This window comes from Mesorhizobium kamtschaticum (assembly GCF_056174585.1).
The window spans coordinates 5,600,651-5,624,119 of record NZ_CM149691.1; the positions used below are offsets into that span (position 1 = coordinate 5,600,651).

Genomic DNA, 23,469 nt, shown 5'->3' on the forward strand with positions numbered 1-23,469 from the left:
GCCGTCCGCATCGTGCGACATCAAGGACGGCGGCATAGGTCCGGCCGCCAGCATAAAGGCCTGCGGCCGGTGCGGTTTACTTCTTGGGGAGATACTGATCGGGCATCGGCGAACCGGGGAACCACTTCTCGTAAAGCGTCTTCCAGGTGCCGTCCTGCATGGCCGCATGAAGGGCAGTGTTCAATGCCTCGCGAAACTTGTCGTTGCCCTTGCGCACCACGAAACCAGCCGGCGCGTCAAAGGAAGGAATATTGACCGCGATCTTCAGGTTCGGATAGCGAACGCCATAGTCCTTGGCGGCCTCGTAATCGAGGAAATGCGCGTCGACAGTTCCGTTGTTCAGTGCTGAAACGGCGGAGTTGTTGTCGGGGAATTTGACGAGATCGGTTCCGACAAAGTTCTTCGCCGCGTAGATTTCCTGGAGCGTCCCCTGCACGACGCCGAGGCGCTTGCCCTTGAGCCCGTCCGCCGACGTGATCGCCTTGTCGGCGGTAAGCACGGAGAGATAGCCTGCAAGATACCCGTCGGAAAAGTCGACGGTCTTCTTGCGCGCCTCCGTCGTGCCGATCGCCGCGACCGCGACATCGAAGCGTTCGTTCGCAACCGAAGGCATCAGCGCCGAGAATTCCTGGCCGGTGAAGATCACCTGGTCCGGCTTGAATCCAAGGCGGCTCGCGACGTTGCGGAACAATTCGATGTCGAAGCCGGTGAACGTGCCATCCGCCTGGGTGAAAGCGTAGGGTTTGGCATCACCCATGGTACCGACGCTGATGACTTTCGCATCAATAAGACCATAGGGATTGTCATCCGCGGCGGCTGCTCCCGAAACCAACCCGGCGCCAATGCACACGGCCATAAGAGCCATCGCGCCAATCTGGACCGGTGACATCAACGACTTGAGAATTCCTATCCTGCTCATGTCTTCTCTCCACTCTGAAGGTCTGTTCTTCTTGGTATTTACGCCGAGCCGCCATCTCGCGCTTGACATCGCCCGCCGCCGCGACCGCGACATATGCGGGAACGTTCGTTACGCCTCCTGGCTCGCAATTTTCTAAAAGAGACCGGTCTCTTATTGCTTGAGACCGGTCTCTTTGATAATCGTTATCGCCAGATTGACCTTCCGTCAACAACTCTTGTAGTCGTTCATCCGATGAAAAGAACCGCGCCCAAGACCCAGTCGATAACGGTCAGCGATGTCGCCCGCGCGGCAAAGGTGTCGAAAGCGACAGCCGCGCGCGTGCTCGGCGGATACGGCGTCGTCAGCGACATGATCCGCGCGGATGTCATGGCCGCGGCCAAGGCACTGGACTACCGTCCGAACGAGCTGGCTCGCAGCATGACGACCGGCCGGTCCGGCATCATCGGGGTGGTTGTCGGCGACATCGAGAACCCGTTCTTCAGCCTCGCGGTGCGCGGCATCAGCGACGCGGCAAGGGCAGCCGGGTTCAACGTCATTCTGGCCAACTCCGGCGAGAGGATCGAGGTTGAAAAGGCAGCCGTGCGGCTGTTGATCGGCAAGCGCGTCGACGGGCTGATCGTCACGCCGGCGGAATCGCGTGACATCTCACACCTGCGCGACATCCATCGTTCAGGCCGGCCGCTTGCCCTGCTTGACAGGGCGCTGCCCGATCTGGATGTCGATACAGTCACGGTCGACGATCACGACATCGCCATGCGGGCGACCCGCATTCTTGTGGATGCCGGACACCGCAACATCGCCTATGTGACCGCCGTCGACGCCGAAGGGCATGAGTACCGCGATCTCGAGCAGATCTACACCTCGTCGGTTCGCGAGCGCATCGACGGTTTCCTCACCGTGTGCCGAAATGCTGGAATTGATCGGCCAGAACGCAATGTTCGCCTTGGTGCAACAAGCCCCGCCGAAACGCGCAGGGTTGCCGACGAGATGCTGTCCGGGCCGGATCGGCCGACGGCGATCCTTGCCTCCGACAGCGTCATAGCGCTGGAGATATTCAGGGTGATCCGCGAGCGCGGCTTGCGGATTCCGGAGGACATTTCGCTGATCACCTTCCATGATGCGGACTGGACGAGCGTGACAACGCCACCCATTACCGTCATCGACCAGCCTGTCTACGCGCTTGGCAAGAGTGTCGCGGAACTGCTCATCCGGCGATTGAAGGGAGATCCGCGTCCGGCGGAAAGGCTCATTTTGCCAACATCGATCTTTGAGCGCGGCTCCGTTGGCCCGCCTTCAAACGCCATCGTCAAGCGCGCGTAGCGCGGCTGCGATTGGTCGGACGTTAGGATTCAAATGCCTCGACGATGGCCCGCGCGACAAAGGCCGGGTCCTCCCAATGCGGGTTGTGGCCACACGCTTCGGCACGCACGAGGCTCGCCCCCGCCAGGCAACGCAACAGCGCCTGCTGATGCGCCTCGCCGAACAGCGGGTCGCACGCGCCGGCGATGATCAGCGTTCGGGTCCGCACAGCTTGCGCCACACTGGTCAGGTCAGCCCGGCAAATCTCCTCCAGGATGGCGCGCCAGCGCGCCGCGGGCATTGCCGAGGCGTCTTTCGCTAGGCCGGCAAGAAACGGCTGGGGCACACCGGGCCGGCAGGCATGCCACCAGGCATAGAACGGGTCGGCCGGCGATATCGGGTCCTGCAGAGCCTGCACGCCCGCGACGAGCGGATGATCGCCTGCGAAATCCGGCTTCAACGTGCCGGCCAGGACCACCAGTCCGTCGATAAGATCATTGTGCCGCGCAGCCAGGGCGATGGCCACCATGGCGCCCAGCGAATGGCCAACGACAACAGGCCTATCGAGCCGCAAATGCAGGATCAGCCCGGCAATATCGTCGGCGAAGTCGTCAATGCCGAAGCCCTTGCCCGCTTGCGACGCGCCGTGGCCGCGCAGGTCGGGCATGATCACCCGGCGGCCGGCCAGATGCGGTGCCAGCAGCGAATAGCTGCGGCTGGTGTCGGTGAAGCCATGCACCAGAACCAGCGCCGGTTCGGCGCCTGCGATCTCGACATAGGCGATCTCGACGCCAGCAAGATCGACGAATTGCTTGCGGCCGGCCCAGGCGTCCTGCTCGGCATCCGGGGCCGCTTCCAGCGCGACCGATGTCACAGGCCGAGCTTCTCCTTGACCGCGGCAAGTCCGGGCTTGCCGTCGAAGGTGGTGACGCCGGCGAGCCAGGCGTCGAGGCGGGTCTTGTTCGCCATGATCGCCTTCAGCGCGCCGTCCTCCGGCTTCAGGCCGTCATTGATCAGATAGCCCATGCCGACATTTTCGAAATCGATGTCGAAGGTGAGGTTTTTCAGGAACTGCGCGACGTTCGGGCATTGCTGCAGATAGCCCTTACGCACCTGCGTCGTCACCGTAGCGGCGCCGAAATTCGGGCCAAAGAACTTGTCGCCGCCGGTTAGATATTTGAAATCGTACATGGTGTTCATCGGATGCGGGGCCCAGCCCTGGAAGACGATGAACTGCTTTTCCTTGATCTCGTAGCCGACCTCGGAAAGCATGCCGGCTTCGCTCGACTCGACCACTTGCCAGCCGTCGAGACCAAGCGACGGGTCGGCGATGGCATCCATCATCAGCTGGTTCGAACCGGGCTCGATGCCGTACATTTTCTTGCCGAACTTGTCGGCAAACTTGTGCAGGTCGGCAAAATCCTTGACGCCGGCATCCCAGACATAGGTCGGCACGGCGAAGGTGTATTTGGCGCCTTCGAGATTGACGCGCACATTCTCGACCGAGCCATCCTTCTTGTAGGGATCGTAATAGGTGACCATGGCCGGATCCCAGTAGCCGAGGAACAGGTCCAGATCGTTGTTCTTCATGCCTTCGTAGATGACGTTGATGCCCAGCACCGAGCTTTGCGGCTGGTAGCCGAGCGCGCCGAGCAAGACATTGGCGACGCCGGTGGTGAAGGCAAGATCGTTCCAACCCGGTTCGGCCATGCGGACCGCCCTGCACTGCTCGGCCTCTGCCGCCTGAGCCGCATGAGCGGCCAGCATCAGGGCTGCAACACAGATGCCATTTGCAAGCATGCGGACCATTTCGTCTCTCCTCATCATCGCCAAATTGACCAACTGGTCTTTTTATTGTCCCACTGGTCAATTGTTGATCTAGGCGGACGAAAATGTCAACGTGGATTCGCAATGCCTGGATCGAAGCCGTGAAACTCAAGCGTCTCAGTGACATACGCCGCAAGGAGTTGCGGCAGGCCGCCTTCGCGGTGCTTGAGCGCGAGGGGATTGCGGGTGCGACGCTGGAAAAGGTGGCCGCCCATGCCGGCGCCTCCAAGGGCATCGTGCTGCACTATTTCCGCAACAAGCAGGAATTGTTCGAGCATGCGATGCGCGAGGCCAACGCCGTGCTGCGCGACGCGGTCGTCGCCCGGCTTCGCCAAGCGCGCACGCCGATGGAGCGGCTCGATGCGGTGATCGATGGCAATTTCGAGGAGCATCTTTTCCTGCCGCCTCTTTGCCATGCCTGGCTTTCGCTCTGCGCCGAGGTGCCGCGCGACGAGAAGTTGGCGCGCATCCAGAAGGTGCTGCACGCGCGCATGCGCTCGAACCTATTGTCCGGCCTGCATGGCCTTGCCTCACCCGGCGATGCCGACGACATCGCGCTTGGCGTCACCGCGCTGATCGACGGGCTTTGGCTGCGCCTCGGCCTGGAGCCGGGCAGCGTGTCGCGCGAACAGGCGATCCGCCAGGTCAAGGATTTTGTCGCCGCCCGACTGGCCGTGCACCAGCCTGCGACCGTCGGCGCATAAGACCGGCCCTGGGCTGGTCAGCGGAGGTTCATACAATGTGACAGGCGCGGTCTATCAGGGCGGCCAGCCGGTCGCACGCTTGCGCCCCTGCAGACCGGATTTGAGATTGCCACCGGCGGCGGCGTGATCCCGTAGGAGCTTTGCCCATGCCGCCACCGCTGCCGCGCGGGTCAGGCGGGTTTGTGCGAAATGCCGCGCCTCCGCGGCTATTTCGGCTTCCAGCTTCGGATTGGCGCGCAGCCACTCGATGCGTTCGGCCAGATCCGACATGTCGCGCGCCATCGGGACATAGTGGCGAAACGGTTCGATATCGTCGAAGAACCACTCGCACCACGGCCGATCCTGCAACAGCACGACGCGTTTGGTGTGGAGCAGCATCTTGAAGCGGCCGCTGTAACCCGCCCCTTCGACATCGATCATGTATCTGTAGGTGGCGACCTGGTCTTCCATCGTCATGAACCTGGTGGAATACCGATTGGTGGCGACATCGTAATTCGCCTCGGTGTCATACGCCTCGATGAGATCCGGGCGGGCCGACGCGATCTCGACGATCCTTTTGCGGGCAGCGTTCATGCAACGCCCCGCCCAGAACAACCTGTCATCACGCGGCGGGGCTTCCGACGCGGCCGCCATCGCCAGCGTCTTCTGATCATAATCGTCGAACTTCGCGTCCGGCCAACCATCGAAGACGAAATCGGGTGCGGCCACTTCGCCATAGCCGTCAGCTTGAGAGAAGGCGAAACGCGTGCGGAAATGGCGATGCCTTCTGCGCGACGGCGTGTCGCCGAGAAGCATATAGAAGGGCGGCAGGCTGCGGACGCCCAGGGATGCCAACGCCTCGGCTATCAAAGTCAGCACCTGCACATGCCTTTCAAGCCAGGCGGCACGGGAGCGCACCTTGAGCTTGCCGCCTTCGAAACGGCAGTGGATCTCGCCGCGATTGAGGCCGGGCAGCAAGCGCCTGCCAATCTCAACGACGTCGATATCCCTGGGAAGCGCCTTCAGGCTGGTCTTGAGTGGTGCCATTTTTGAAAGATGCTCGTCGCGACCCGTTTTCGATCAACGCGGCTATCCCGTTGGCGCGGTGGATGCAAGGGCAGACGATCCCGGCGTCGGCAACTGGCGAAGTTCATACCGTGGGATAGGCCAGCGGCTTGACCCAGGCCGCGACTATGCGGTGCTCTGGCATTGGCCAAGGCGACCTCGGAGTGCCCGATGAGACTGCAAGACAAGCGCGCGCTGGTGACCGGCGGCTCGGACGGCATCGGCCTGGCAATCGCGGAAGCATTCCTGCGTGAGGGCGCCGATGTCCTGATCGTCGGCCGCGACGCCGGCAAGCTCGAAGCCGCCCGTACGAGGCTGACGGCTTCCGGCCCGGCCGGCCAGGTGGAAACAGTGTCGGCCGATCTTGCCACCGGCTCCGGTATCGCAGTTGTTATCGAGCACGTGAAAGAGACCGGCCGGCCGCTCGACGTTCTCGTCAACAATGCCGGTGTCGCCTACCTCGTGCCGTTCGAGACCGTCAGCGAGGCGCAGTTCCAGCACTCCTTCGCGCTCAATGTGACGGCGGCGTTCTTCCTCACCCAGGGGCTGCTGCCGCATTTCGGGGCCGGCGCATCCGTCATCAACATCTCCTCCTATTTCGCCAACAAGATGATCCCGAAGCGGCCGTCCAGCCTCTACTCCTTGTCGAAAGGGGCGCTGAATTCGCTGACCAGATCGCTTGCCTTCGAGCTCGGCCCCCGCGGCATCCGCGTCAACGCCATTGCGCCCGGCACAGTGGATACGGCGATGCGGCGCAAGACGGTCGACAATCTGCCGGCCGAGGCGCAAGCGGAGCTGAAGGCCTATGTCGAACGCAGCTATCCGCTGGGGCGCATCGGCCGCCCCGACGACCTTAGCGGCATCGCAGTCTATCTCGCCAGCGACGAGGCCGCGTGGACGAGCGGTGGTATCTTCGGGATCGACGGTGGATATACTGCTGGGTGAGCGCCGGCTGTCGCCCTGCATGAGACCGGAGAGCTCGCGGCCTGTTACCCCGGAGGGGTAAATCATCAAACCAAACGCCTGTTTACGCTGCCGAGCGCATCCCCCATCAGCAGACATAAAATACTGAACTTTATTTATATATACAATTTTATATCAATTAACCATCCAAATAATCGGCCCACCATACTCTTAGTCCATTCGAATATCTTCAGTAACTTTTTACACACGCAATGAATATTGCCCTCTCTGCCGATGGGGATGTACATGAATCTTTTGTTTGGATTTTCCGGGCGCATCGGCCGTGGGCAATGGTGGCTGGCCCAGTTCGCAGTGCTGGTCCTGCTGGTGGTGACCGTTGCCGCCCTGGTCCATGTCGGAGCTGCATCGGCCGGACATAGGCTCAGAGCGTTTCCCTCAGACAGTCTAAGTGCCAATCTGGTGCTGCTCATCGGTGCCGCACTTTCGCTCTGGGTCAATTTCGCCGCAACGATCAAGCGATACCATGATCTGGACAAATCGGGCCGATGGTCGCTGCTGTTGTTCCTCCCCTATATCGGCGGGCTCTGGGTGCTCGTCGAATGCGGCTTCTTCTCCGGCTCGGATGGCAACAACGACTATGGTCCGCCGTCCGGCGCAGAGGGATCGAGAAGGGACCTCAGCACCCACATCTCCCGTATGGCGGCCGAACGCTCTGTTCAGCTGCAATCGCGATCCACCAGGCTGGAACAGCAAGCCAGCAGGATGGATTCCGCACCTCCAGCGCCGCACACCAGGCGTCCCTCGGGTCCAACCGGATTTGGCCGCCGCGGCCGTTAGGTCAAGGAAGAGAATTCCGCGAACATGCGGCAGGAAGCTGCATACGAAGCGCATTCCCGGAGAGCCCTCTTCAACCGATTTGCATCCTCACTGCCAACATTCTCCGCTTGAAGCCATTTGTGCAACGCGATACGCCGTTGCCCAAATCGACAGACCGGAGACTTGCCGTGAGCACGCCAAAGACCAGAACCGAAACCGATACGTTCGGCCCCATCGAGGTTGCCGCCGACCGCTATTGGGGCGCGCAGGCGCAGCGCTCGCTCGGCAATTTCAAGATCGGCTGGGAAAAGCAGCCGGTTTCGGTCGTGCGCGCGCTGGGCATCGTCAAGCGGGCGGCGGCGGAAGCCAATATGGAGTTGAAGCGGCTCGATCCGGCAATCGGCAAGACGATTGTCGAGGCGGCGCAGGAGGTCATCGACGGCAAGCTCAATGACCATTTCCCCCTTGTGGTCTGGCAGACCGGCTCGGGCACGCAGTCCAACATGAACGCCAACGAGGTGATCTCCAACCGGGCGATCGAGATGCTGGGCGGCGTCATGGGCTCGAAGAAGCCGGTGCATCCCAACGACCACGTCAATATGAGCCAGTCGTCGAACGACACCTATCCGACGGCCATGCACATCGCCTGCGCCGAGCGCATCGTGCACGACCTTCTCCCGGCGCTGAAGCACCTGCACAAGGCGCTCGCCGCCAAGAGCCGGGAGTTCAATCACATCATCAAGATCGGCCGCACGCACACGCAGGATGCCACCCCACTTACGTTGGGCCAGGAATTCTCCGGCTATGCGGCGCAGGTCGCCTCCTCGATCAAGCGCATCGAACTGACGCTGCCCGGCCTGCAGGAACTGGCGCAGGGCGGCACCGCCGTCGGCACCGGCCTCAATGCGCCGGTCGGCTTCGCCGAGCGGGTGGCCGATCGCATCGCCGCCATCACCGGCATCGCCTTCGTCACCGCGCCGAACAAGTTCGAGGCGCTGGCGGCACACGATTCCATGGTGTTTTCGCACGGCGCCATCAACGCGGCGGCGGCAGCACTGTTCAAGGTCGCCAACGACATCCGCTTCCTCGGTTCCGGCCCGCGCTCAGGCCTCGGCGAATTGTCGTTGCCGGAGAACGAACCCGGCTCGTCGATCATGCCGGGCAAGGTCAATCCGACGCAGTGCGAGGCGATGACGCAGGTCTGCGTGCAGGTGTTCGGCAACAACGCCGCAGTGACCTTCGCCGGCAGCCAGGGCCATTTCGAGCTCAATGTCTACAATCCGCTGATGGCTTACAATTTCCTGCAGTCGGTGCAGCTGCTCTCCGACGCATCGGTGTCCTTCACCGACAATTGCGTCGTCGGCATCGAGGCGCGGGAAGACAACATCAAGGCGGCCCTCGACCGCTCGCTGATGCTGGTGACGGCGCTTGCGCCCACCATCGGCTACGACAACGCCGCCAAGATCGCCAAGACGGCGCACAAGAACGGCACGACGCTGCGCGAGGAAGCGCTGGCCACAGGACTGGTCAGCGAGGCCGACTATGATCGGCTGGTGCGGCCGGAGGACATGACGCATCCGGGGTAAAGTGTTTTTCGGCGGGATAATTTACTCCCGTCACCATATCACCCGACACGAATTTCGCGCTGCTTGGCCGATCACGGAAATGTACAACCTGTGAACGATGTGTCGCCGGATAGGCGGCTTTGGTGAACAGTCGGCATCGTCTATCTCATGGGTCATTCAACCCATTCGGAGAGTCCCCATGTCCATCAACACTTCCACCGCCGGCGCCGGCACCGCGTCCAACAGTTCTGTCACCATCCTGCTCGGCCGCATCCTGCTCGCGGTCATTTTCCTGCTTTCCGGTTTCGGCAAGCTCACCGCCATTTCCGGCACCGCCGCCTATTTCGGCGGCCTCGGCCTGCCCCTTCCGACCGTAACGGCCGTCGTCGTCGGCCTGATCGAACTGCTCGGCGGCCTCGCCATCCTCGTCGGTTTCCAGACCAGGATCGCCGCCTGGGTGCTCGCGGTCTTCACGATCGCCACCGGGCTTGTCGCCCACACCGGCTGGGCCGACCAGATGCAGATGATCCAGTTCCTCAAGAACCTCGCCATCACCGGCGGCTTCCTGTTGCTGGCTTCATCGGGCGCCGGCGCCTACTCGATCGACGCCAAGCGCGGCTGAGCCTCCCCTCTCAAGCCCCCTCCCGGGCCTTGACAGAAGCGGCGCGGAATTTTCCGCGCCGCTTTTTCGTCGTCTGGAATAGCCGGTTCGGTATCGGCCGCAGCCGCGCAGGGGTAACCTGCGCGGTAGCCGGCCCGAGCCCAATCGGGCGCAGGCAAGGGAGGTGGCCATGGCCCGTAATGCATTGCTTCTGGTTTCGCGGCTGCTGTTTGCCGTGATGTTCGTACCATCCGGCTTCCAGGCACTCGCCAACATCGCCGGTACATCAGGTTATTTCGCCGGCCTCGGTCTGCCGCTGCCGACGCTCGCCGCCTGGGGCACGGGCCTGTTCGAGCTGATCGCCGGGTTGCTGATCCTCATCGGCTTCCAGACCCGGATCGTGGCGCTGCTCTTGGCGGCCTTCTGCGTCGTTGCCGGCTTCATCGGCCATTACGGCCAAGGCGCCGGCGATGCGATGCTCGCCTTCCTGCACCAGCAAATGCTGATGAAGGACATTGCGATATCTGGCGGTTTCCTGGCGCTGGCGATGGCTGGTGCGGGAGCCTGGTCGGCCGATGGACGCGGCAGCGAGACTTGATCTCGATTGAAGACGCAGGAAATTGGCCAGGATGATCTCGCGCCAGACGCGGGTGGGCGTGACCCAGGCATCCCAGGCATTGTATTTGCCGGCATAGATGACGGCCGCGATATCCGCCTCGGGCATCAGCCAGAGCCGCTGGCCGCCATTGCCGAAGCCGGCATGCCATGGTTTGGGAGCGTCGAAGGCTGGCGCGGGCGCATCGCCGATGAACCACAGCCGGCCATAGCCGAGACCGTCGGGCGTGGAAGTCGCTGATGTTAACGATGCTGCGATCCAGCCTTCCGAGACGATGCGCTGCCCGTTCCACTCGCCCTTGCGCAGAAGCAACTGGCCGATCTTGAGCAGATCGGTTGCGGTCAGCCTGAGCCCCGAGGCTGCCGAGGCAATGCCATCGTGACCCGCCGTCCAGTGGAAACGCCTGATGCCGAGCGGCGCGAACAGTGTTTCCTGCGCGAAGTCCGGCAGCGATTTGCCGCTGCCTCTCTCGATGATCGCGCCAACGAGCGCCACGCTGCCGCCGGAATAGATCCAGCGGCTCCCGGCTTCCGCGATGATCGACCGTTCGAGGACGAAGCGATAGCGATCGGGGGCGAGTTCCATCGCGATCTCGCTGTTCAGCGGATCGCTGTAGGGACGGTTCTCGTCCCACTCCATGCCGAGCGTCATCGTCAGCGCGTGGCCGATGGTGATCCTGGCGCGGGCCGGGTCGGCGTCGAGATCGGCATATTCGGGAAACTGCGCGACGAGCGGCGCTTCGGGCGGCGGCACCAATCCCTTGTCGAGCGCAATGCCGTAAAGCAGGCCAACAATACTCTTCGTCACCGAGCGGAGATCGTGCAGTGTGTCGGCATCGAAAGCGACATGACCGAGGGGCCGGCCCCATTCCTCATCGGCGCCTTCGGCGTAATGTTCCAGGACGACTTGCGCGGCGCGGGCGGCGAGAACGACATGCAGGTCGCGCAGCAGGCCGGATTCGATGCCGGCAAGGAGCTTGCGGCGGATGGCAGGATCGAAGTCGAGAGATTCGGCGGCAGCTTCGGACGTGGACAATGCGCTGTTCATGGACCTTCCACTCCGCGTTTTGCTCTTTCGTCACGAAATCCGCGCGCGGTTGTTTCACCGACGCGCTCTATTGCCGAGTGCCCTATTTGACCGAAACGCTGGGCCCGCCCTCGACCGCCAGCACCAGCCTGCGGTTGGTGATCCGCGCCAGCTGCGCCAGGCGGCCGGCCGGCCGCTCGCCGTAGAGGTCGGAGAGCGACGCCGGCAACACCAGCGCCAGCACGCCGTTGGCGCGCTGCTCCCATTTCAGCCTCGGCATGATGCCGGGCATCGAGGCCGTCAGCAGATAGACCACCCGCATCATCGCCGCCAGCACCCGAGCCCGCTCGAGGTAGCGCGGCGTGGCCAGCGCCTTGATTTCCGGCGCGATGGATTCGTTGAAGATGCCGTCGTGTCGATAGGCGCTGGCCAAAGCCAGGAAAGCACGGCCGGGATGGTCGACGCCGTAGAAAGAGGCATGGGCAATGATGTTGAGCGACTGCCTGCCGCGGTATTCGGGATGCGCGCGCCAGCCGATATCGGCCAGCAATGCGGCTGCGTGGCGGTAGCGCGCCTCGTCCTCGGTCTCGTCGATGCCGAAGGCGGCGAAGGATTTGGCCGTCCAGTCGACCAGCTCATGCGCATGGGTAACGGAGCGCGAGCGCAACCGGGCGAGTTCCTCGGACGCCGAGATCAACGGATCGGCCTTCTGCTCCGCCTCATCGAGCAGCGAATAGAGAAAGCCTTCGCGCACACCGAGCGCCGAGACGATGATCTTCGACGGCTGCATCGCCGCCATGATCTCCTGCAGCACGATGGCGCCATAGGGCAGCAGCGAGCGGCGATTCTTCGAAACGCCTTCGATACCCTTGACCTTCTCGATCTCGGCTTTGGCCACCTGCTTGAGAAAGTTCGCCGCACTGTCGGCCGACATCTCGTAGTGGTGCATGACGCCGAGCGGGTAGTTGTTCATCTCCATGTGCAGCCGGGCGAGGTTTCGCCAGGTGCCGCCGACGGCATAGAAGGGTCGGCCCTGCCCGCCTTTCAACAGCTTGGCCCGCGCCAGCTCGTCGCGCGCGATCTTCTGCGCCTGCGTGAGAGAGTTTTTCGCCATGTCCTGCAGGCGCAGACCACCCAGCGGCAGCGTTATGCCGTCACCGATCGCTTCGCCATTGACGTCGACCAATTCGAGACTGCCGCCGCCCAGATCGCCGGCAATGCCATTGGCCGGATGGAAGCCGGAAATGACACCAAGCGCCGAGTAATAAGCTTCCTGACGCCCGCTGATCACGCGGATTTCGGTTTTCAGCACCTCTTCGGCGCGGTGGATGAAATCGGGACCGTTGATCGCCTCACGCGCCGCGGCGGTGGCCAGAACATACATATGCTCGGAGCCGGCCTGGTCGGACAGCGCACGAAAGCGGCGGAACTCTTCCATCGAACGCGTCACCGCCTCGGGGTCGAGTTTGCCGGTCGAAACGATGCCGCGGCCAAGACCAGCCAGCATCTTTTCGTTGAACAGCATGGTCGGCGAGCGCGCCAGCCCTTCATAGACAACGAGGCGGATCGAATTCGACCCGATGTCTATGATGGACAGCGGTCGGCGGTCCTGCAGCCGGCCCTGGGAATCAGACAGCATCAGGTGGACGCTGCGGCGTTCTTCTTGCGGCGCTTGAACTGCGCAATGCGCTTGGGCGCATGCGACTTCAGCGCGTCACCCCGTCCCGACAGGCTCGGATTGGTCATGAAATATTCCTGCGCGTTGAACGGTTCCTCGCCCTCCTCCAGCACCACGCGCCGGGAGGTTCCATCTGCCAATACGTCGAAACTTTGCTGATTGTCCATGATGTTGCCCAGCATGATCTGGCCCAGGATCTGTTCATGCACAGTTGGATTGGTGATCGGCACCATGGTTTCGACGCGGCGGTCAAGATTGCGCGGCATCAGGTCGGCCGAGGAGATGTAGACGATCGCCTCGTCCGAGGGCAGGCCATGGCCGTTGCCGAAACAATAGATGCGACTGTGTTCGAGGAACCGGCCGACAATTGACTTGACCCGGATGTTTTCCGACAGGCCCGGCACCTGCGGCCGCAGGCAGCAGATACCGCGCACGACGAGGTCGATTTCCACCCCGACGCGGCTGGCATCGTAAAGCGCGTCGATGATGATCGGGTCGACAAGCGCGTTCATCTTCATCCAGATGCGAGCCGGCTTTCCTTCCAGCGCATGGGCGACTTCGTCGGAAATGTGCTTCAGAATGCGGCTTCTCAGCGTGAATGGCGAGATCGCGATCCGCATCTCATCGGTCGGCTCGGCATAGCCGGTGATGAAGTTGAACAGCTGGGCGACATCGCGCGCGATCGTCGGATCGGTGGTGAAGAAAGACAGGTCGGTGTAGATGCGCGCGGTGACCGGGTGGTAGTTGCCGGTGCCGAGATGAACGTAGTTGCGCAGCTTGCCGTCCTCTCGCCGCACCACCAGCGACATTTTCGCGTGGGTTTTGAGTTCGAGGAAGCCGAACACAACCTGCACGCCGGCACGCTCGAGGTCGCGCGCCCAGCGAATGTTGGCTTCCTCGTCGAACCGGGCCTTGAGCTCGACAAGCGCGGTCACCGATTTGCCGGCCTCGGCCGCGTCGACCAGCGCGCGCACGATCGGGCTGTCGTTGGAGGTGCGGTAAAGCGTCTGCTTGATCGCCACCACTTCGGGGTCGGCCATCGCCTGGCGCAGGAACTGCACCACGACGTCGAAGGATCCATAGGGGTGGTGGACGACGATGTCCTTCTCGCGAATGGCGGCAAAACAGTCGCCGCCATGCTCGCGGATGCGCTCGGGAAAGCGCGGATTGTAAGGCGTGAACTTCAGGTCATCGCGGGGGATGGAGACAATCTCGGAGATCTGGCTGAGCGCCAGCGGTCCGGTGAGGACGCTGATGCGAACTCGATGAGACACCGAGCTCGCCGGCCACGAATTCGCGCAGTTCGCCAGGCATCAGCTTGTCGAATTCGATGCGGATCACCGACCCGCGGCGGCGGCGCTTCAGCGCCGTCTCGAACAGGCGCACGAGATCTTCCGACTCTTCCTCGACCTCGATATCGCTGTCTCGGATGATGCGGAACGTGCCTGAGCCCTTGACCTCATAGCCGGGGAACAGCTTGCCGATGTAAAGGCCAACCGCCTCTTCCAGCGGGATGAAGCGGATATGGTGCTTGCGGTCCGGCAAACGGATGAAACGCTTCAGCGCCACCGGCAGGCGCAGCAGCGCACTCATTTCCTCGCCATTCTTGCGGTGGCGCAGCTGCAACGCCATCGAGAAGCCGAGATTGGGAATGAACGGGAATGGATGCGCCGGGTCGATCGACAGCGGGGTGAGCACCGGAAACACCTGGTCCTGGAAATGGTCCTCCAGCCAGACCTTCTCGTCCTTGGTCAGAGCGTCGCGGGTGATGCTCTCGATGCCTTCCTTGTTGAGCAGCACGGTGAGTGCCGAAAGGCTCTTCTGCTGGTCTTCCTGCAGCCGTTCAACCTCGCGCAGCAATTGTTCGAGCTGCTGCTCGGGCGTGCGGCCATCGGGGCTTTTCAGCGTGATTCCTTCGCGCACCTGGCCAGCGAGGCCAGCGACACGCACCATGAAGAACTCGTCGAGATTGGCTGCCGAGATCGACAGGAAGCGGACGCGCTCCAGCAGCGGATGATGGGTGTTCAGCGATTCCTCGAGCACGCGGCGATTGAACTGCAGCCAGGAAAACTCGCGGTTGACGAAGCGATCGGGGTTGCCGCCTTCCGAACTGGCCACCTCGACATTGACGAATTCGCTCTGCACCGGCTTCAGTTCGTTCATGGTCCCTGCCCGTAACCGTTCCTTTTGCAGCGCCGCCAGATGGCGATGGACGCTCTAACATGTTTTTGTGACGCACGATCGGTCGCGGAATCGCTTTGCGTCCGCGCTCACACGCTTAACCGGCTCAACTTATCCTCTGACAGGCTTTTGCGACAGTTTGATTTCATCGATCTTGCAAAGAGACCTGTTATGATCCAGATGCATGCGAGACTGCGTTAAGGAGACGACGATGGCAGGCGGTTCCATTCCCCATTTCCAGAACGATGCGGGCCATCCGGCGATCGACATCGGGGTCAAGGAATTCATGTGCACGGGCGCCAACCCGCCTTTCGACCATCCGCATGTGTTTCTCGACATGGGCGACGACAATGAGAAAGTCTGCCCCTATTGCTCGACGCTCTACCGGTATTCGCCGAAGCTGAAGGCGTCGGAAACGCTGCCGGCCGGCTGCCTCTACATCGACCAGGCCGCCTGATTCTTTCGCGACAGAGCTGATGGACGACACGCGCTCCCGGCAAGTCGTCATCGCCGGAGCAGGCGTTGCCGGGCTGACCGCAGCCATTGCCTTTGCCGAACGCGGCTATTCCGTACAGGTTTTCGAGCAAGCACAGCGCCTTGAAGCGGCAGGTGCCGGCATCCAGCTCTCTCCCAACGCGACACGCATCCTGCGCCAACTCGGCGTGCTCGATCGGCTGCTGCCGGCGGCGGTGCGACCGGAGGCCGTGGTGCTGAAGGACGCAAGGACGTTGCGCCAATTGGCGCGCGTGCCGCTCGGGCAATCGGGTGAAAGCCGCTGGGGCGCTCCCTATCTCGTTGCGCACCGGGCCGACCTGCAGAGTGCGCTGATGGCGCGGGTAGCGGAATGGCCTGACATCAAAATCCAGACCGGAGCGCGCGTGACAAAGATTTTTCCATTCGGGCCGCATGGCGTCGGCATGCAGGCAGAGGTCGATGGTGAGGTCATCGAAGCGGGCGGTTTCCTCATCGTCGGCGCCGATGGCGTCTGGTCGTTCGTCAGGAAGCCGCTTTTGGACAAGTGGACCATGGGCAGTGGAAGCCGGTTCTCGGGCGAGCTTGCCTGGCGCTCCACCATTGCGGCTGACAGCGCTGCCGGCCAAGCCTTTGCAGCGATCGGCGCTTTGGACTGCGTTACCACCTTCCTGCACCCGGGCTTCCATATGGTTGCCTATCCCGTCAGCAAGGGCGACGCCTTCAACCTCGTCGCCTTCACCAAAGGCGAGCGCATCGCCGAGGGCTGGTCCGGCCATGCCGATCCACGCATCCTGGCCGACTCCATGCGCGGCACAGCACCGGGACTGGTACGGTTAGTCAAGGAAGCGGGCCCATGGACGGCCTGGCCAATCCACACTGCCTATCCGGAGAGGCCATGGACGACATCGGACGGCATAGCGCTGATCGGCGATGCAGCTCATGCGATGACGCCTTTTGCAGCCCAAGGTGCCGCGATGGCAATCGAGGATGCAGTGACTCTTGCCGACGTCGTCTGCGCCTCCCCCGCCGATCCCCTGGCCACGCTGGCAGTTTGGGAACAATCGCGGCGGCCTCGCGTCGCGCAAGTCGCTCGTCGCGGCGCCATCAACCGGCTGGCCTGGCATGCTGCTGGCCCTGTAGCTATCACCCGCAATCTGTTCCTGAAAATGCGCCCTTCGGGAAAACTCGCGGCCGACCTCGACTGGCTCTATGGCTGGCAGCAGCAGGAAATCATCCGGCGCTGAAATCGAGGCATGTTTTCAGCTTGTCTGCGGAAAGACGCTAATTATAGAGTCGCATTGACAACCCGAGCGATACCGGCAGCGGGTTCCACCAGCCGGTGCGCAGACCGGCGGTGCGCAGTGCCGCCGCCGTCCAGGTGTTGCAGCCGACCAGTGCGTTGAAATGGCCGTTCGCCTCGTAGAACCGGTCGAACCTGGAATAGGCCGCATTCTCGATGACGATCGGACCGCCCGGACCCTGCTGAAAACTGGCCTCGATGAAATCGAGCAGCGCCGCGAACTGCTCTTCGCCGATGTCGAAGCCGGCGACATCGGGCTGGGGTTCGACAATATCGCCGGCGACATCGACATGCATGACCGACGCGTCGAGGGTCAGCGCTTTCATCACTGGAACGGCTTTGATCTCAGACCAGGTCGGCGTTTCCAGATAGAAGGCGCGGCCACCCCAGCCGAAGACGATGTAGCGCACCTCCGGCGCGTCGGCCGGGATGCCGGCTTCGACCAGAAAATGAAAGCGCTGGCGCACGGCGTCGTCGACCAGGATGGCGATGTCGGTATGGATCGGGTTTCTCAGCACCAGGATATGGCGCGTCGCTGACTTGTCGCCGGCTGTTTGCCAGAGCGGCCGCGGCACCAAAGTGCCGAGCGTCACGGCGAGCGCCACCGCGATCAACAGCAGACCAAGAAAACGGCCGAGCTTTTTCATGAATGGCGGCCCTGCAAACGCATCCGGCGCGACACGAACCGCCCGCCTCCTGCCTACCCATACGCAAAAGAGCCCGGCACTGTTTCGGCCGGGCTCTCCTCAGTTCACTGAAAGGCCTAGTGCAGGATCTGGCTGAGGAACAGCTTCGTGCGCTCGTGGCGCGGGTGGTCGAAGAATTCGGCCGGCGTGTTCTGCTCGACGATCTGGCCCTGATCCATGAAGATCACCCGGTTGGCGACCTTGCGGGCAAAGCCCATTTCGTGGGTGACGCACAGCATGGTCATGCCCTCTTCGGCCAGGCCGACCATCGTCTCCAGCACTTCCTTGATCATTTCCGGGTCGAGCGCCGAAGTCGGCTCGTCGAACAGCATGATGCGCGGGTTCATGCACAGCGAGCGCGCGATCGCCACGCGCTGCTGCTGGCCGCCGGACAGCTGGCCGGGATATTTGTTGGCCTGCTCCGGGATTTTCACCCGCTTGAGGAAATGCATGGCGATTTCCTCGGCCTGCTTCTTCGGCGTCTTGCGCACCCAGATCGGCGCCAGCGTGCAGTTTTCCAGGATGGTCAGATGCGGGAACAGGTTGAAGTGCTGGAACACCATGCCGACCTCGCGGCGCACCTCGTCGATCTTCTTCAGATCGTTGGTCAATTCCTTGCCGTCGACGATGATCTTGCCCTTCTGGTGCTCCTCCAGCCGGTTGATGCAACGGATCATGGTCGATTTGCCGGAGCCGGACGGCCCGCAGATGACGATGCGCTCGCCGCGCATCACTTTCAGATTGATGTCCTTCAGCACATGGAACTCGCCATACCATTTGTGCATGGCGATGATGTCGATGGCGACATCGGTGGTCGAGATGTGCATCTTGGCGGCGTTGACCTTGATCTCTTCCGCGCTGACGGCATTTTCGGTGGCCATGACAGGGGTCCCCTTGTTCTTTTATCTTTGGTTATGATGCATGTCGTTATCCCAAAACCGCAACACACTTTTGGGCGACATGCATCTATCTTTGGTTATGATGCATGCCGTTATCCCAAAACCGCAACACACTTTTGGGCGACATGCATCTATCTTGGTTATGATGCATGCCGTTATCCCAAAACCGCAACACACTTTTGGGCGACATGCATCAGCGTTTGTGGCCGGTGTCGAGCCGGCGTTCGGTGTACATTGAATAGCGCGACATGCCGAAGCAGAACAGCCAGAAGACGAAGGCGGCAAAGATCAGGCCGGACTTGGCCGTCTGCGCCGTCGCCCAATTGGCGTCGGAGAAGTTCTGTTTGACGATGCCAAGCAGGTCGAACATCGAGATGATGGTGACCAGGCTGGTGTCCTTGAACATGCCGATAAAGGTGTTGACGATGCCTGGGATGACCAGCTTCAGCGCCTGCGGCATGACGATGAAGTACATCTTCTGCCAATAGCCGAGACCGAGCGAATCGGCGCCTTCATACTGCCCCTTTGGAATCGCCTGCAGGCCGCCGCGCACCACTTCGGCCATATAGGCGGCCGCAAACAGCGACACGCCGATCAGCGCGCGCAGGTACTTGTCGAAGGTGACCCCCGGCGGCAGGAACAGCGGCAGCATGACGCTGGCCATGAACAGAACGGTGATCAGCGGAATGCCGCGCACGGCTTCGATGAAGATGACGCACAGCATCTTGACGATCGGCATTTTGGAGCGCCGGCCAAGCGCCAGCACGATGCCAAGCGGCAACGACACGACGATGGCCACGAAAGATAGCGACAGCGTTACCAGCAAGCCGCCCCAGCGCGCGGTTTCGACATGTTCCAGACCGAACACGCCGCCCACCAGCAGGAAGAACGCCACAACAGGTAAACCGACGATCAGCAGCAGGGCGTTGAGGCCCTTGCGCGGCACGCTCGGCATCAGCATCGGCACCATAAGCACGACGAGCAATATGCCGACCAGAATCGGCCGCCAGCGCTCCTCAATCGGATAGGTTCCGAACATGAACTGGCCGAACTTGGCGTTCACAAAGGCCCAGCAGGCGCCAGACCAGCCGTCCGGCTGAATTCCGCCTTGCGTCACCGTGGCGCAGACGGTCCGGTTCGGTCCTGTCCAGACAGCGTTGATGAAAGCCCAGTTGATGATCTGCGGGAGGATCATCACCACCAGCGCCAAACCGATTATGGTCATGATGGTATCGCCTACCGAGGCGATAAGGTTCCTTCGCACCCACGCGCTGAGACCCGTGACGCCGGCAGGCGCCGGTTGCGCCAGCATCATTTCGGTGCGTACCCAGGACATATCATGTTCTTGCATGTCCTTACCTCTCCACCAGCGCCATTTTGGCATTGAACCAGTTCATCAGCAGCGAGGTCAGAATGCTGATGGCCAGATAGATCACCATCATGATGACCACGCATTCCACTGCCTGGCCGGTCTGGTTGAGCACCGTGCCGGTCGTCGCCGTCAGGTCGGGATAGCCGATGGCGATGGCGAGCGAGGAATTCTTGGTCAGGTTGAGATACTGGCTGGCCAGTGGTGGAATGACGATGCGCATGGCCTGCGGCACGACCACCAGCCGTAACGCCTGGCCGGAACGCAGGCCAAGCGCCGCCGAGGCCTCGCTCTGGCCCTTGGCAACGCCGCGAATGCCGGCGCGCACGATCTCGGAAATGAAGGCGGCGGTATAAAACGACAGCGCCAGATAGAGCGACAGAAACTCCGGCTTGACGACGAAACCGCCGCTCAGGTTGAAAGTCGACTGCTTGGGAAAATCGAAGGTCAGCGGAAAGCCGCTCAACGCATAAGCAAGCAGCGGCAGCCCGATAATCAGCGCCAGCGATGTCCAGAACACCGGGAATTGCTGCCCGGTCGCCATCTGCCGCTGATGCGCCTTGCGGGCGACGAACCACGCCATGGCGATGCCGACAAGCAGACCCACCAGGATCAGCCAGGAGCCGTCGCCCCAGATAGCGCGTGGAAAATAGAAGCCGCGCTGGTTGAGGAAGGATCCGAAAGGCAGATGATAGCTGTCACGCGGCGCCGGCAGCACGGCTAGCACGCCGGAATACCAGAAGAAGATGACCAGCAGCGGCGGGATGTTGCGGAACACCTCGACATAGACCGTGCAGATCTTCTGGATCAGCCAATTTTTCGACAGCCGGCCGATGCCGACGATAAAGCCGATGATGGTGGCGGTGATGATGCCGACAAAGGCGACGATCAACGTGTTGATCAAGCCGACGATGATGGCTCGGCCATAGGTGGAGTCCGACGTGTAGGCGATGGGCGTGTCTGAGATGTCGAAGCCGGCGCGGCCCCTCAGAAAGCCGAAGCCGGAGGCAATGTGGAGGTTCGTGAGGTTCACGATGGTGTTGTGGACAATCCACCAGACACCCGACACCAGCAAAGCAACGACCAGGCATTGATAGAAAATGCTGCGGACTTTGGGGTCGTTTATAAGAGAAGCGCGACTTGGCGCCTCGCGAAGAACTTCCTGCGATGCCATTCGACCATCCCCTGGAAAGAGAAACCGGGAGGCAGACGATCTGCCTCCCGGATCACATTTCGGTCAGCGGATCGGCGGAGCGTATTGCAGGCCGCCCTTGGTCCACAGCGCATTGATGCCGCGGGCGATCTTGAGCGGGCTACCCGAGCCGACATTGCGGTCGAACAGTTCTCCGTAGTTGCCGACAGCCTTGACGATGTTGACGACCCAGTCGTTGGAGACACCGAGATCGGTACCGATCTTGGTGTCGGCTTCCTGGCCGAGAACACGCTTGATCTCCGGGCTGGGGGAGTTCTTCATTTCATCGACGTTGGCCTTGGTGATGCCGAGCTCTTCAGCCTGCAACAGCGCGAAATAGGTCCACTTGACGATGTGGTACCACTGGTCGTCGCCCTGGCGCACGGCCGGGCCGAGCGGCTCCTTGGAGATGATCTCGGGCAGCACGACGTGATCGGCCGGTGACGCCAGCGTCAGGCGGATGCCGTACAGGCCCGACTGGTCGGTGGTGTAGACGTCGCAGCGGCCGGCATCATAAGCGGCGTTGACCTCTTCGAGCTTTTCGAAGACGACCGGATTGTACTCCATCTTGTTCGCCTTGAAGTAGTCGGCGAGATTGAGTTCGGTGGTGGTGCCGCTCTGCACGCAGACTGCGGCGCCGGAAAGCTGCAACGCGGAATTGACGCCCGGCAGCTTCTTGGCGTTGATCATGAAGCCCTGACCGTCATAGTAGGTGACGCCGACAAAGTTCAGGCCAAGTGCGGTGTCGCGGTTGATGGTCCAGGTGGTGTTACGCGACAGGATGTCGACCTCGCCGGACTGCAGCGCGGTGAAGCGTTCCTTGGCGCTGAGCGGCGTGAACTTGACCTTGGTGCCGTCACCGAAGACAGCGGCGGCCACGGCGCGGCAGAAATCCGCATCGATGCCTTGCCACTCACCCTTGTCGTCCGGCGCCGAGAAGCCGGCCAAACCGGTCGAGACACCGCACTGGATGAAGCCCTTCGCCTTGACGGTATCGAGCGTCGTAGCCGACGCGGCCGACGCCATCAATCCGAGCGTAGCGGCGCCAAGAATGCCGATAGCAATATGTTTCATGACCCACAGACCCTTTTCTCTGTTTTTCAGGCAAACCCTGATCTTTTTCCCGTGTGAACGCAGTTCCCATTCCGGCCCATTCCCGGAATCCCGCATCGTAACCGACGCGCCGCCTCCCATTCACGAACAGCATCGAAGGCGATAATTCTCGTGAGGTCAAGGGAAATGACCGAATCCGAACGTGTTTGAAAATCGATTGCCTGAAATGCCCGAATTGCAGACAAACGCGCCCGCGATTTAGTCACGGCGCGAATAAAGTCGGCAAAGCGCATTCAACGCAAATGCGGGCCAGCGGCGAAATCCATCCCTGGCACCAGCCTGGCGTGACTGATCTGGATGCGGGATGAATTGGCACGTCCGAAGACTGTTATCAGATACGCGCCGTCAAAGCGCGCGAGAGATCAGCCACGCGCCGGCCGCCACCATCAACAAGCCGGAAATGCGGGGGATCCACTGCCCGACCGTGACTGTCTTTTCCAGGAGAACGAGGATGGCGATGCCGGCGATCCACAGGATGTTCATGACGCCGCCGACGAACAGCAGAGCCATCAGCGCCCAGCAGCAGCCCAGACAATACAGGCCGTGATCAATGCCCAGCCGAAGCGCGCCGAGTGGCGCCGAGCGAAACCCGCCGTGACTGGCCAGGAACGCGATCGGCCCCTGGCATTGGCGCAAGCAGGCACCCTTGATCGGCGTCCATTGATAGAGGCCGGTGGCGATCAGGACGAAGCCGCCGAGGATCGTGCTGCCGGTCGCCATTGAGGGATCGAGCAAGGCGAGGCGCGCGAGCAGCCATTGCGCAACGGTTGCCACGATGCTGAAGACGATCCAGACGGCGAGATAGCCGGTAAAGAACCATCCGGTCGAAGCGATAGGCCGGCCATCCGCCTGCGCCTTGCGGCCAACGCCGGCATAGAGCAGCAGCATCGGCGCGACCGAAGGCGTCATCATGCCGACCATCATCACCGCCCACATGGTGAAGATGAAAGCGAAATCGGCGGGTGCCCAGGCCCGGAACCCGGGCGCCACGGCGGCGCCCATATCCATGTCGCCCATGTCCATGCCATTCATGTCCATGCCGCCCATGTCCGTCTTCGCCATGTCCATTCCGGCCATGCCGCCGCTCGCTCCGGCCAACATGGGGGAAGCGGGCATGGCCATGTCGGTGGCGAGCCACAGCACATAGGCCCAGGCGAGCACGGCAATCACGACGAGCGCGGTCATCACGACCGCGCGGTCGCGCCGCAGCACCGCCTCGAGGGCTGTGTCACTCAT

General features: G+C 62.0%; 20 protein-coding genes and 2 pseudogenes. 9 read left to right on the forward strand and 13 right to left on the reverse strand.

The annotated features are described in order from the left end of the window. Window positions 1-76 precede the first annotated feature (76 nt). Window positions 77-919 carry an ABC transporter substrate-binding protein gene (locus AC0V7N_RS27900; RefSeq protein ID WP_475451414.1) on the reverse strand — a complete coding sequence of 281 codons (843 nt, stop codon included), beginning with the start codon at window positions 917-919 and terminating at the stop codon, window positions 77-79. Window positions 920-1,150: 231 nt separating this feature from the next. On the opposite strand from AC0V7N_RS27900, the gene AC0V7N_RS27905 reads away from it, so the two are divergent. Further along, complete coding sequence (locus AC0V7N_RS27905; RefSeq protein WP_475451415.1) at window positions 1,151-2,239, forward strand: LacI family DNA-binding transcriptional regulator; 1,089 nt, start codon at window positions 1,151-1,153, stop codon at window positions 2,237-2,239. Window positions 2,240-2,261: 22 nt separating this feature from the next. On the opposite strand, the gene AC0V7N_RS27910 is transcribed toward AC0V7N_RS27905, so the two are convergent. Then, on the reverse strand, window positions 2,262-3,092 hold the full coding sequence (locus AC0V7N_RS27910; protein WP_475451416.1) for an alpha/beta fold hydrolase: 831 nt from the start codon (window positions 3,090-3,092) through the stop codon (window positions 2,262-2,264). Then, window positions 3,089-4,027 (reverse strand): choline ABC transporter substrate-binding protein, encoded by a 939-nt coding sequence (choX, locus tag AC0V7N_RS27915; RefSeq protein ID WP_475451417.1) that lies wholly within the window; start codon window positions 4,025-4,027, stop codon window positions 3,089-3,091. The genes AC0V7N_RS27910 and choX overlap by 4 nt, the downstream gene beginning before the upstream one ends. Before the next feature lie 83 nt (window positions 4,028-4,110). Between choX and betI the strand changes: the two genes are divergently transcribed. Continuing rightward, on the forward strand, window positions 4,111-4,749 hold the full coding sequence (gene betI / locus AC0V7N_RS27920; protein ID WP_475451418.1) for a choline-binding transcriptional repressor BetI: 639 nt from the start codon (window positions 4,111-4,113) through the stop codon (window positions 4,747-4,749). Between the two features lie 54 nt (window positions 4,750-4,803). Here the strand turns inward: betI and AC0V7N_RS27925 are convergent, their stop codons facing one another. Beyond that, window positions 4,804-5,775 (reverse strand): glycosyl transferase family 90, encoded by a 972-nt coding sequence (locus AC0V7N_RS27925; protein WP_475451419.1) that lies wholly within the window; start codon window positions 5,773-5,775, stop codon window positions 4,804-4,806. A gap of 189 nt (window positions 5,776-5,964) precedes the next feature. On the opposite strand from AC0V7N_RS27925, the gene AC0V7N_RS27930 reads away from it, so the two are divergent. From AC0V7N_RS27930 to AC0V7N_RS27950, 5 genes are all read left to right on the forward strand, one after another. Next, window positions 5,965-6,738 (forward strand): SDR family NAD(P)-dependent oxidoreductase, encoded by a 774-nt coding sequence (locus AC0V7N_RS27930; protein WP_475451420.1) that lies wholly within the window; start codon window positions 5,965-5,967, stop codon window positions 6,736-6,738. A gap of 264 nt (window positions 6,739-7,002) precedes the next feature. Then, on the forward strand, window positions 7,003-7,554 hold the full coding sequence (locus AC0V7N_RS27935) for a DUF805 domain-containing protein (protein WP_475451421.1): 552 nt from the start codon (window positions 7,003-7,005) through the stop codon (window positions 7,552-7,554). Window positions 7,555-7,721: 167 nt separating this feature from the next. After that, window positions 7,722-9,119, forward strand: coding sequence for a class II fumarate hydratase (gene fumC / locus AC0V7N_RS27940; RefSeq protein WP_475451422.1), 1,398 nt, complete (start codon window positions 7,722-7,724; stop codon window positions 9,117-9,119). A 178-nt stretch (window positions 9,120-9,297) separates the two neighbouring features. Next, the gene (locus tag AC0V7N_RS27945) at window positions 9,298-9,720 is read left to right on the forward strand and encodes a DoxX family protein (RefSeq protein WP_183458078.1); all 423 of its coding nucleotides are present in this window, start codon (window positions 9,298-9,300) and stop codon (window positions 9,718-9,720) included. Between the two features lie 169 nt (window positions 9,721-9,889). Continuing rightward, window positions 9,890-10,297, forward strand: coding sequence for a DoxX family protein (locus tag AC0V7N_RS27950; protein WP_475451423.1), 408 nt, complete (start codon window positions 9,890-9,892; stop codon window positions 10,295-10,297). 150 nt (window positions 10,298-10,447) lie between these two features. Here AC0V7N_RS27950 and AC0V7N_RS27955 read toward each other — a convergent pair. From AC0V7N_RS27955 to AC0V7N_RS27965, 3 genes and pseudogenes are all read right to left on the reverse strand, one after another. Further along, window positions 10,448-11,362, reverse strand: a pseudogene (locus AC0V7N_RS27955) (serine hydrolase domain-containing protein); the annotation flags it as partial. Between the two features lie 82 nt (window positions 11,363-11,444). Further along, the gene (gene ppx / locus AC0V7N_RS27960; protein ID WP_475451424.1) at window positions 11,445-12,980 is read right to left on the reverse strand and encodes an exopolyphosphatase; all 1,536 of its coding nucleotides are present in this window, start codon (window positions 12,978-12,980) and stop codon (window positions 11,445-11,447) included. Next, window positions 12,980-15,182: pseudogene (locus tag AC0V7N_RS27965) on the reverse strand (RNA degradosome polyphosphate kinase). The gene ppx and the pseudogene AC0V7N_RS27965 overlap by 1 nt, the downstream one beginning before the upstream one ends. A gap of 229 nt (window positions 15,183-15,411) precedes the next feature. Here AC0V7N_RS27965 and AC0V7N_RS27970 point away from each other — a divergent pair. Both AC0V7N_RS27970 and AC0V7N_RS27975 read left to right on the forward strand, forming a co-directional pair. Further along, entirely contained in the window at window positions 15,412-15,657 is a 246-nt protein-coding gene (locus tag AC0V7N_RS27970) for a zinc-finger domain-containing protein (protein ID WP_475451425.1), read from the forward strand. Window positions 15,658-15,676: 19 nt separating this feature from the next. Continuing rightward, window positions 15,677-16,918, forward strand: a complete 1,242-nt coding sequence (locus tag AC0V7N_RS27975) for an FAD-dependent monooxygenase (protein WP_475451426.1) — start codon at window positions 15,677-15,679, stop codon at window positions 16,916-16,918. A gap of 37 nt (window positions 16,919-16,955) precedes the next feature. On the opposite strand, the gene AC0V7N_RS27980 is transcribed toward AC0V7N_RS27975, so the two are convergent. From AC0V7N_RS27980 to AC0V7N_RS28005, 6 genes are all read right to left on the reverse strand, one after another. Continuing rightward, entirely contained in the window at window positions 16,956-17,621 is a 666-nt protein-coding gene (locus tag AC0V7N_RS27980; RefSeq protein WP_475451427.1) for a TIGR02117 family protein, read from the reverse strand. A 116-nt stretch (window positions 17,622-17,737) separates the two neighbouring features. Next, window positions 17,738-18,487 carry an amino acid ABC transporter ATP-binding protein gene (locus tag AC0V7N_RS27985; RefSeq protein ID WP_031240865.1) on the reverse strand — a complete coding sequence of 250 codons (750 nt, stop codon included), beginning with the start codon at window positions 18,485-18,487 and terminating at the stop codon, window positions 17,738-17,740. Between the two features lie 265 nt (window positions 18,488-18,752). Next, window positions 18,753-19,910, reverse strand: coding sequence for an amino acid ABC transporter permease (locus AC0V7N_RS27990; protein WP_475451428.1), 1,158 nt, complete (start codon window positions 19,908-19,910; stop codon window positions 18,753-18,755). A gap of 4 nt (window positions 19,911-19,914) precedes the next feature. Then, window positions 19,915-21,102, reverse strand: a complete 1,188-nt coding sequence (locus AC0V7N_RS27995) for an amino acid ABC transporter permease (RefSeq protein WP_475451429.1) — start codon at window positions 21,100-21,102, stop codon at window positions 19,915-19,917. Between the two features lie 63 nt (window positions 21,103-21,165). Then, on the reverse strand, window positions 21,166-22,194 hold the full coding sequence (locus AC0V7N_RS28000) for an amino acid ABC transporter substrate-binding protein (protein WP_475451430.1): 1,029 nt from the start codon (window positions 22,192-22,194) through the stop codon (window positions 21,166-21,168). A 384-nt stretch (window positions 22,195-22,578) separates the two neighbouring features. Further along, the gene (locus AC0V7N_RS28005) at window positions 22,579-23,469 is read right to left on the reverse strand and encodes a DUF2182 domain-containing protein (protein ID WP_475451431.1); all 891 of its coding nucleotides are present in this window, start codon (window positions 23,467-23,469) and stop codon (window positions 22,579-22,581) included.

Bases quoted from the DNA above. Each gene is read 5' to 3' on its own strand.
- AC0V7N_RS27900 (WP_475451414.1), bottom strand. From the start codon at position 919: ATGAGCAGGATAGGAATTCTCAAGTCGTTGATGTCACCGGTCCAGATT.
- AC0V7N_RS27905 (WP_475451415.1), top strand. From the start codon at position 1,151: ATGAAAAGAACCGCGCCCAAGACCCAGTCGATAACGGTCAGCGATGTC.
- choX (WP_475451417.1), bottom strand. From the start codon at position 4,027: ATGGTCCGCATGCTTGCAAATGGCATCTGTGTTGCAGCCCTGATGCTG.
- betI (WP_475451418.1), top strand. From the start codon at position 4,111: ATGTCAACGTGGATTCGCAATGCCTGGATCGAAGCCGTGAAACTCAAG.
- AC0V7N_RS27925 (WP_475451419.1), bottom strand. From the start codon at position 5,775: ATGGCACCACTCAAGACCAGCCTGAAGGCGCTTCCCAGGGATATCGAC.
- AC0V7N_RS27930 (WP_475451420.1), top strand. From the start codon at position 5,965: ATGAGACTGCAAGACAAGCGCGCGCTGGTGACCGGCGGCTCGGACGGC.
- AC0V7N_RS27935 (WP_475451421.1), top strand. From the start codon at position 7,003: ATGAATCTTTTGTTTGGATTTTCCGGGCGCATCGGCCGTGGGCAATGG.
- AC0V7N_RS27945 (WP_183458078.1), top strand. From the start codon at position 9,298: ATGTCCATCAACACTTCCACCGCCGGCGCCGGCACCGCGTCCAACAGT.
- AC0V7N_RS27950 (WP_475451423.1), top strand. From the start codon at position 9,890: ATGGCCCGTAATGCATTGCTTCTGGTTTCGCGGCTGCTGTTTGCCGTG.
- ppx (WP_475451424.1), bottom strand. From the start codon at position 12,980: ATGCTGTCTGATTCCCAGGGCCGGCTGCAGGACCGCCGACCGCTGTCC.
- AC0V7N_RS27970 (WP_475451425.1), top strand. From the start codon at position 15,412: ATGGCAGGCGGTTCCATTCCCCATTTCCAGAACGATGCGGGCCATCCG.
- AC0V7N_RS27975 (WP_475451426.1), top strand. From the start codon at position 15,677: ATGGACGACACGCGCTCCCGGCAAGTCGTCATCGCCGGAGCAGGCGTT.
- AC0V7N_RS27980 (WP_475451427.1), bottom strand. From the start codon at position 17,621: ATGAAAAAGCTCGGCCGTTTTCTTGGTCTGCTGTTGATCGCGGTGGCG.
- AC0V7N_RS27985 (WP_031240865.1), bottom strand. From the start codon at position 18,487: ATGCACATCTCGACCACCGATGTCGCCATCGACATCATCGCCATGCAC.
- AC0V7N_RS27990 (WP_475451428.1), bottom strand. From the start codon at position 19,910: ATGCAAGAACATGATATGTCCTGGGTACGCACCGAAATGATGCTGGCG.
- AC0V7N_RS27995 (WP_475451429.1), bottom strand. From the start codon at position 21,102: ATGGCATCGCAGGAAGTTCTTCGCGAGGCGCCAAGTCGCGCTTCTCTT.
- AC0V7N_RS28000 (WP_475451430.1), bottom strand. From the start codon at position 22,194: ATGAAACATATTGCTATCGGCATTCTTGGCGCCGCTACGCTCGGATTG.
- AC0V7N_RS28005 (WP_475451431.1), bottom strand. From the start codon at position 23,469: ATGAGTGACACAGCCCTCGAGGCGGTGCTGCGGCGCGACCGCGCGGTC.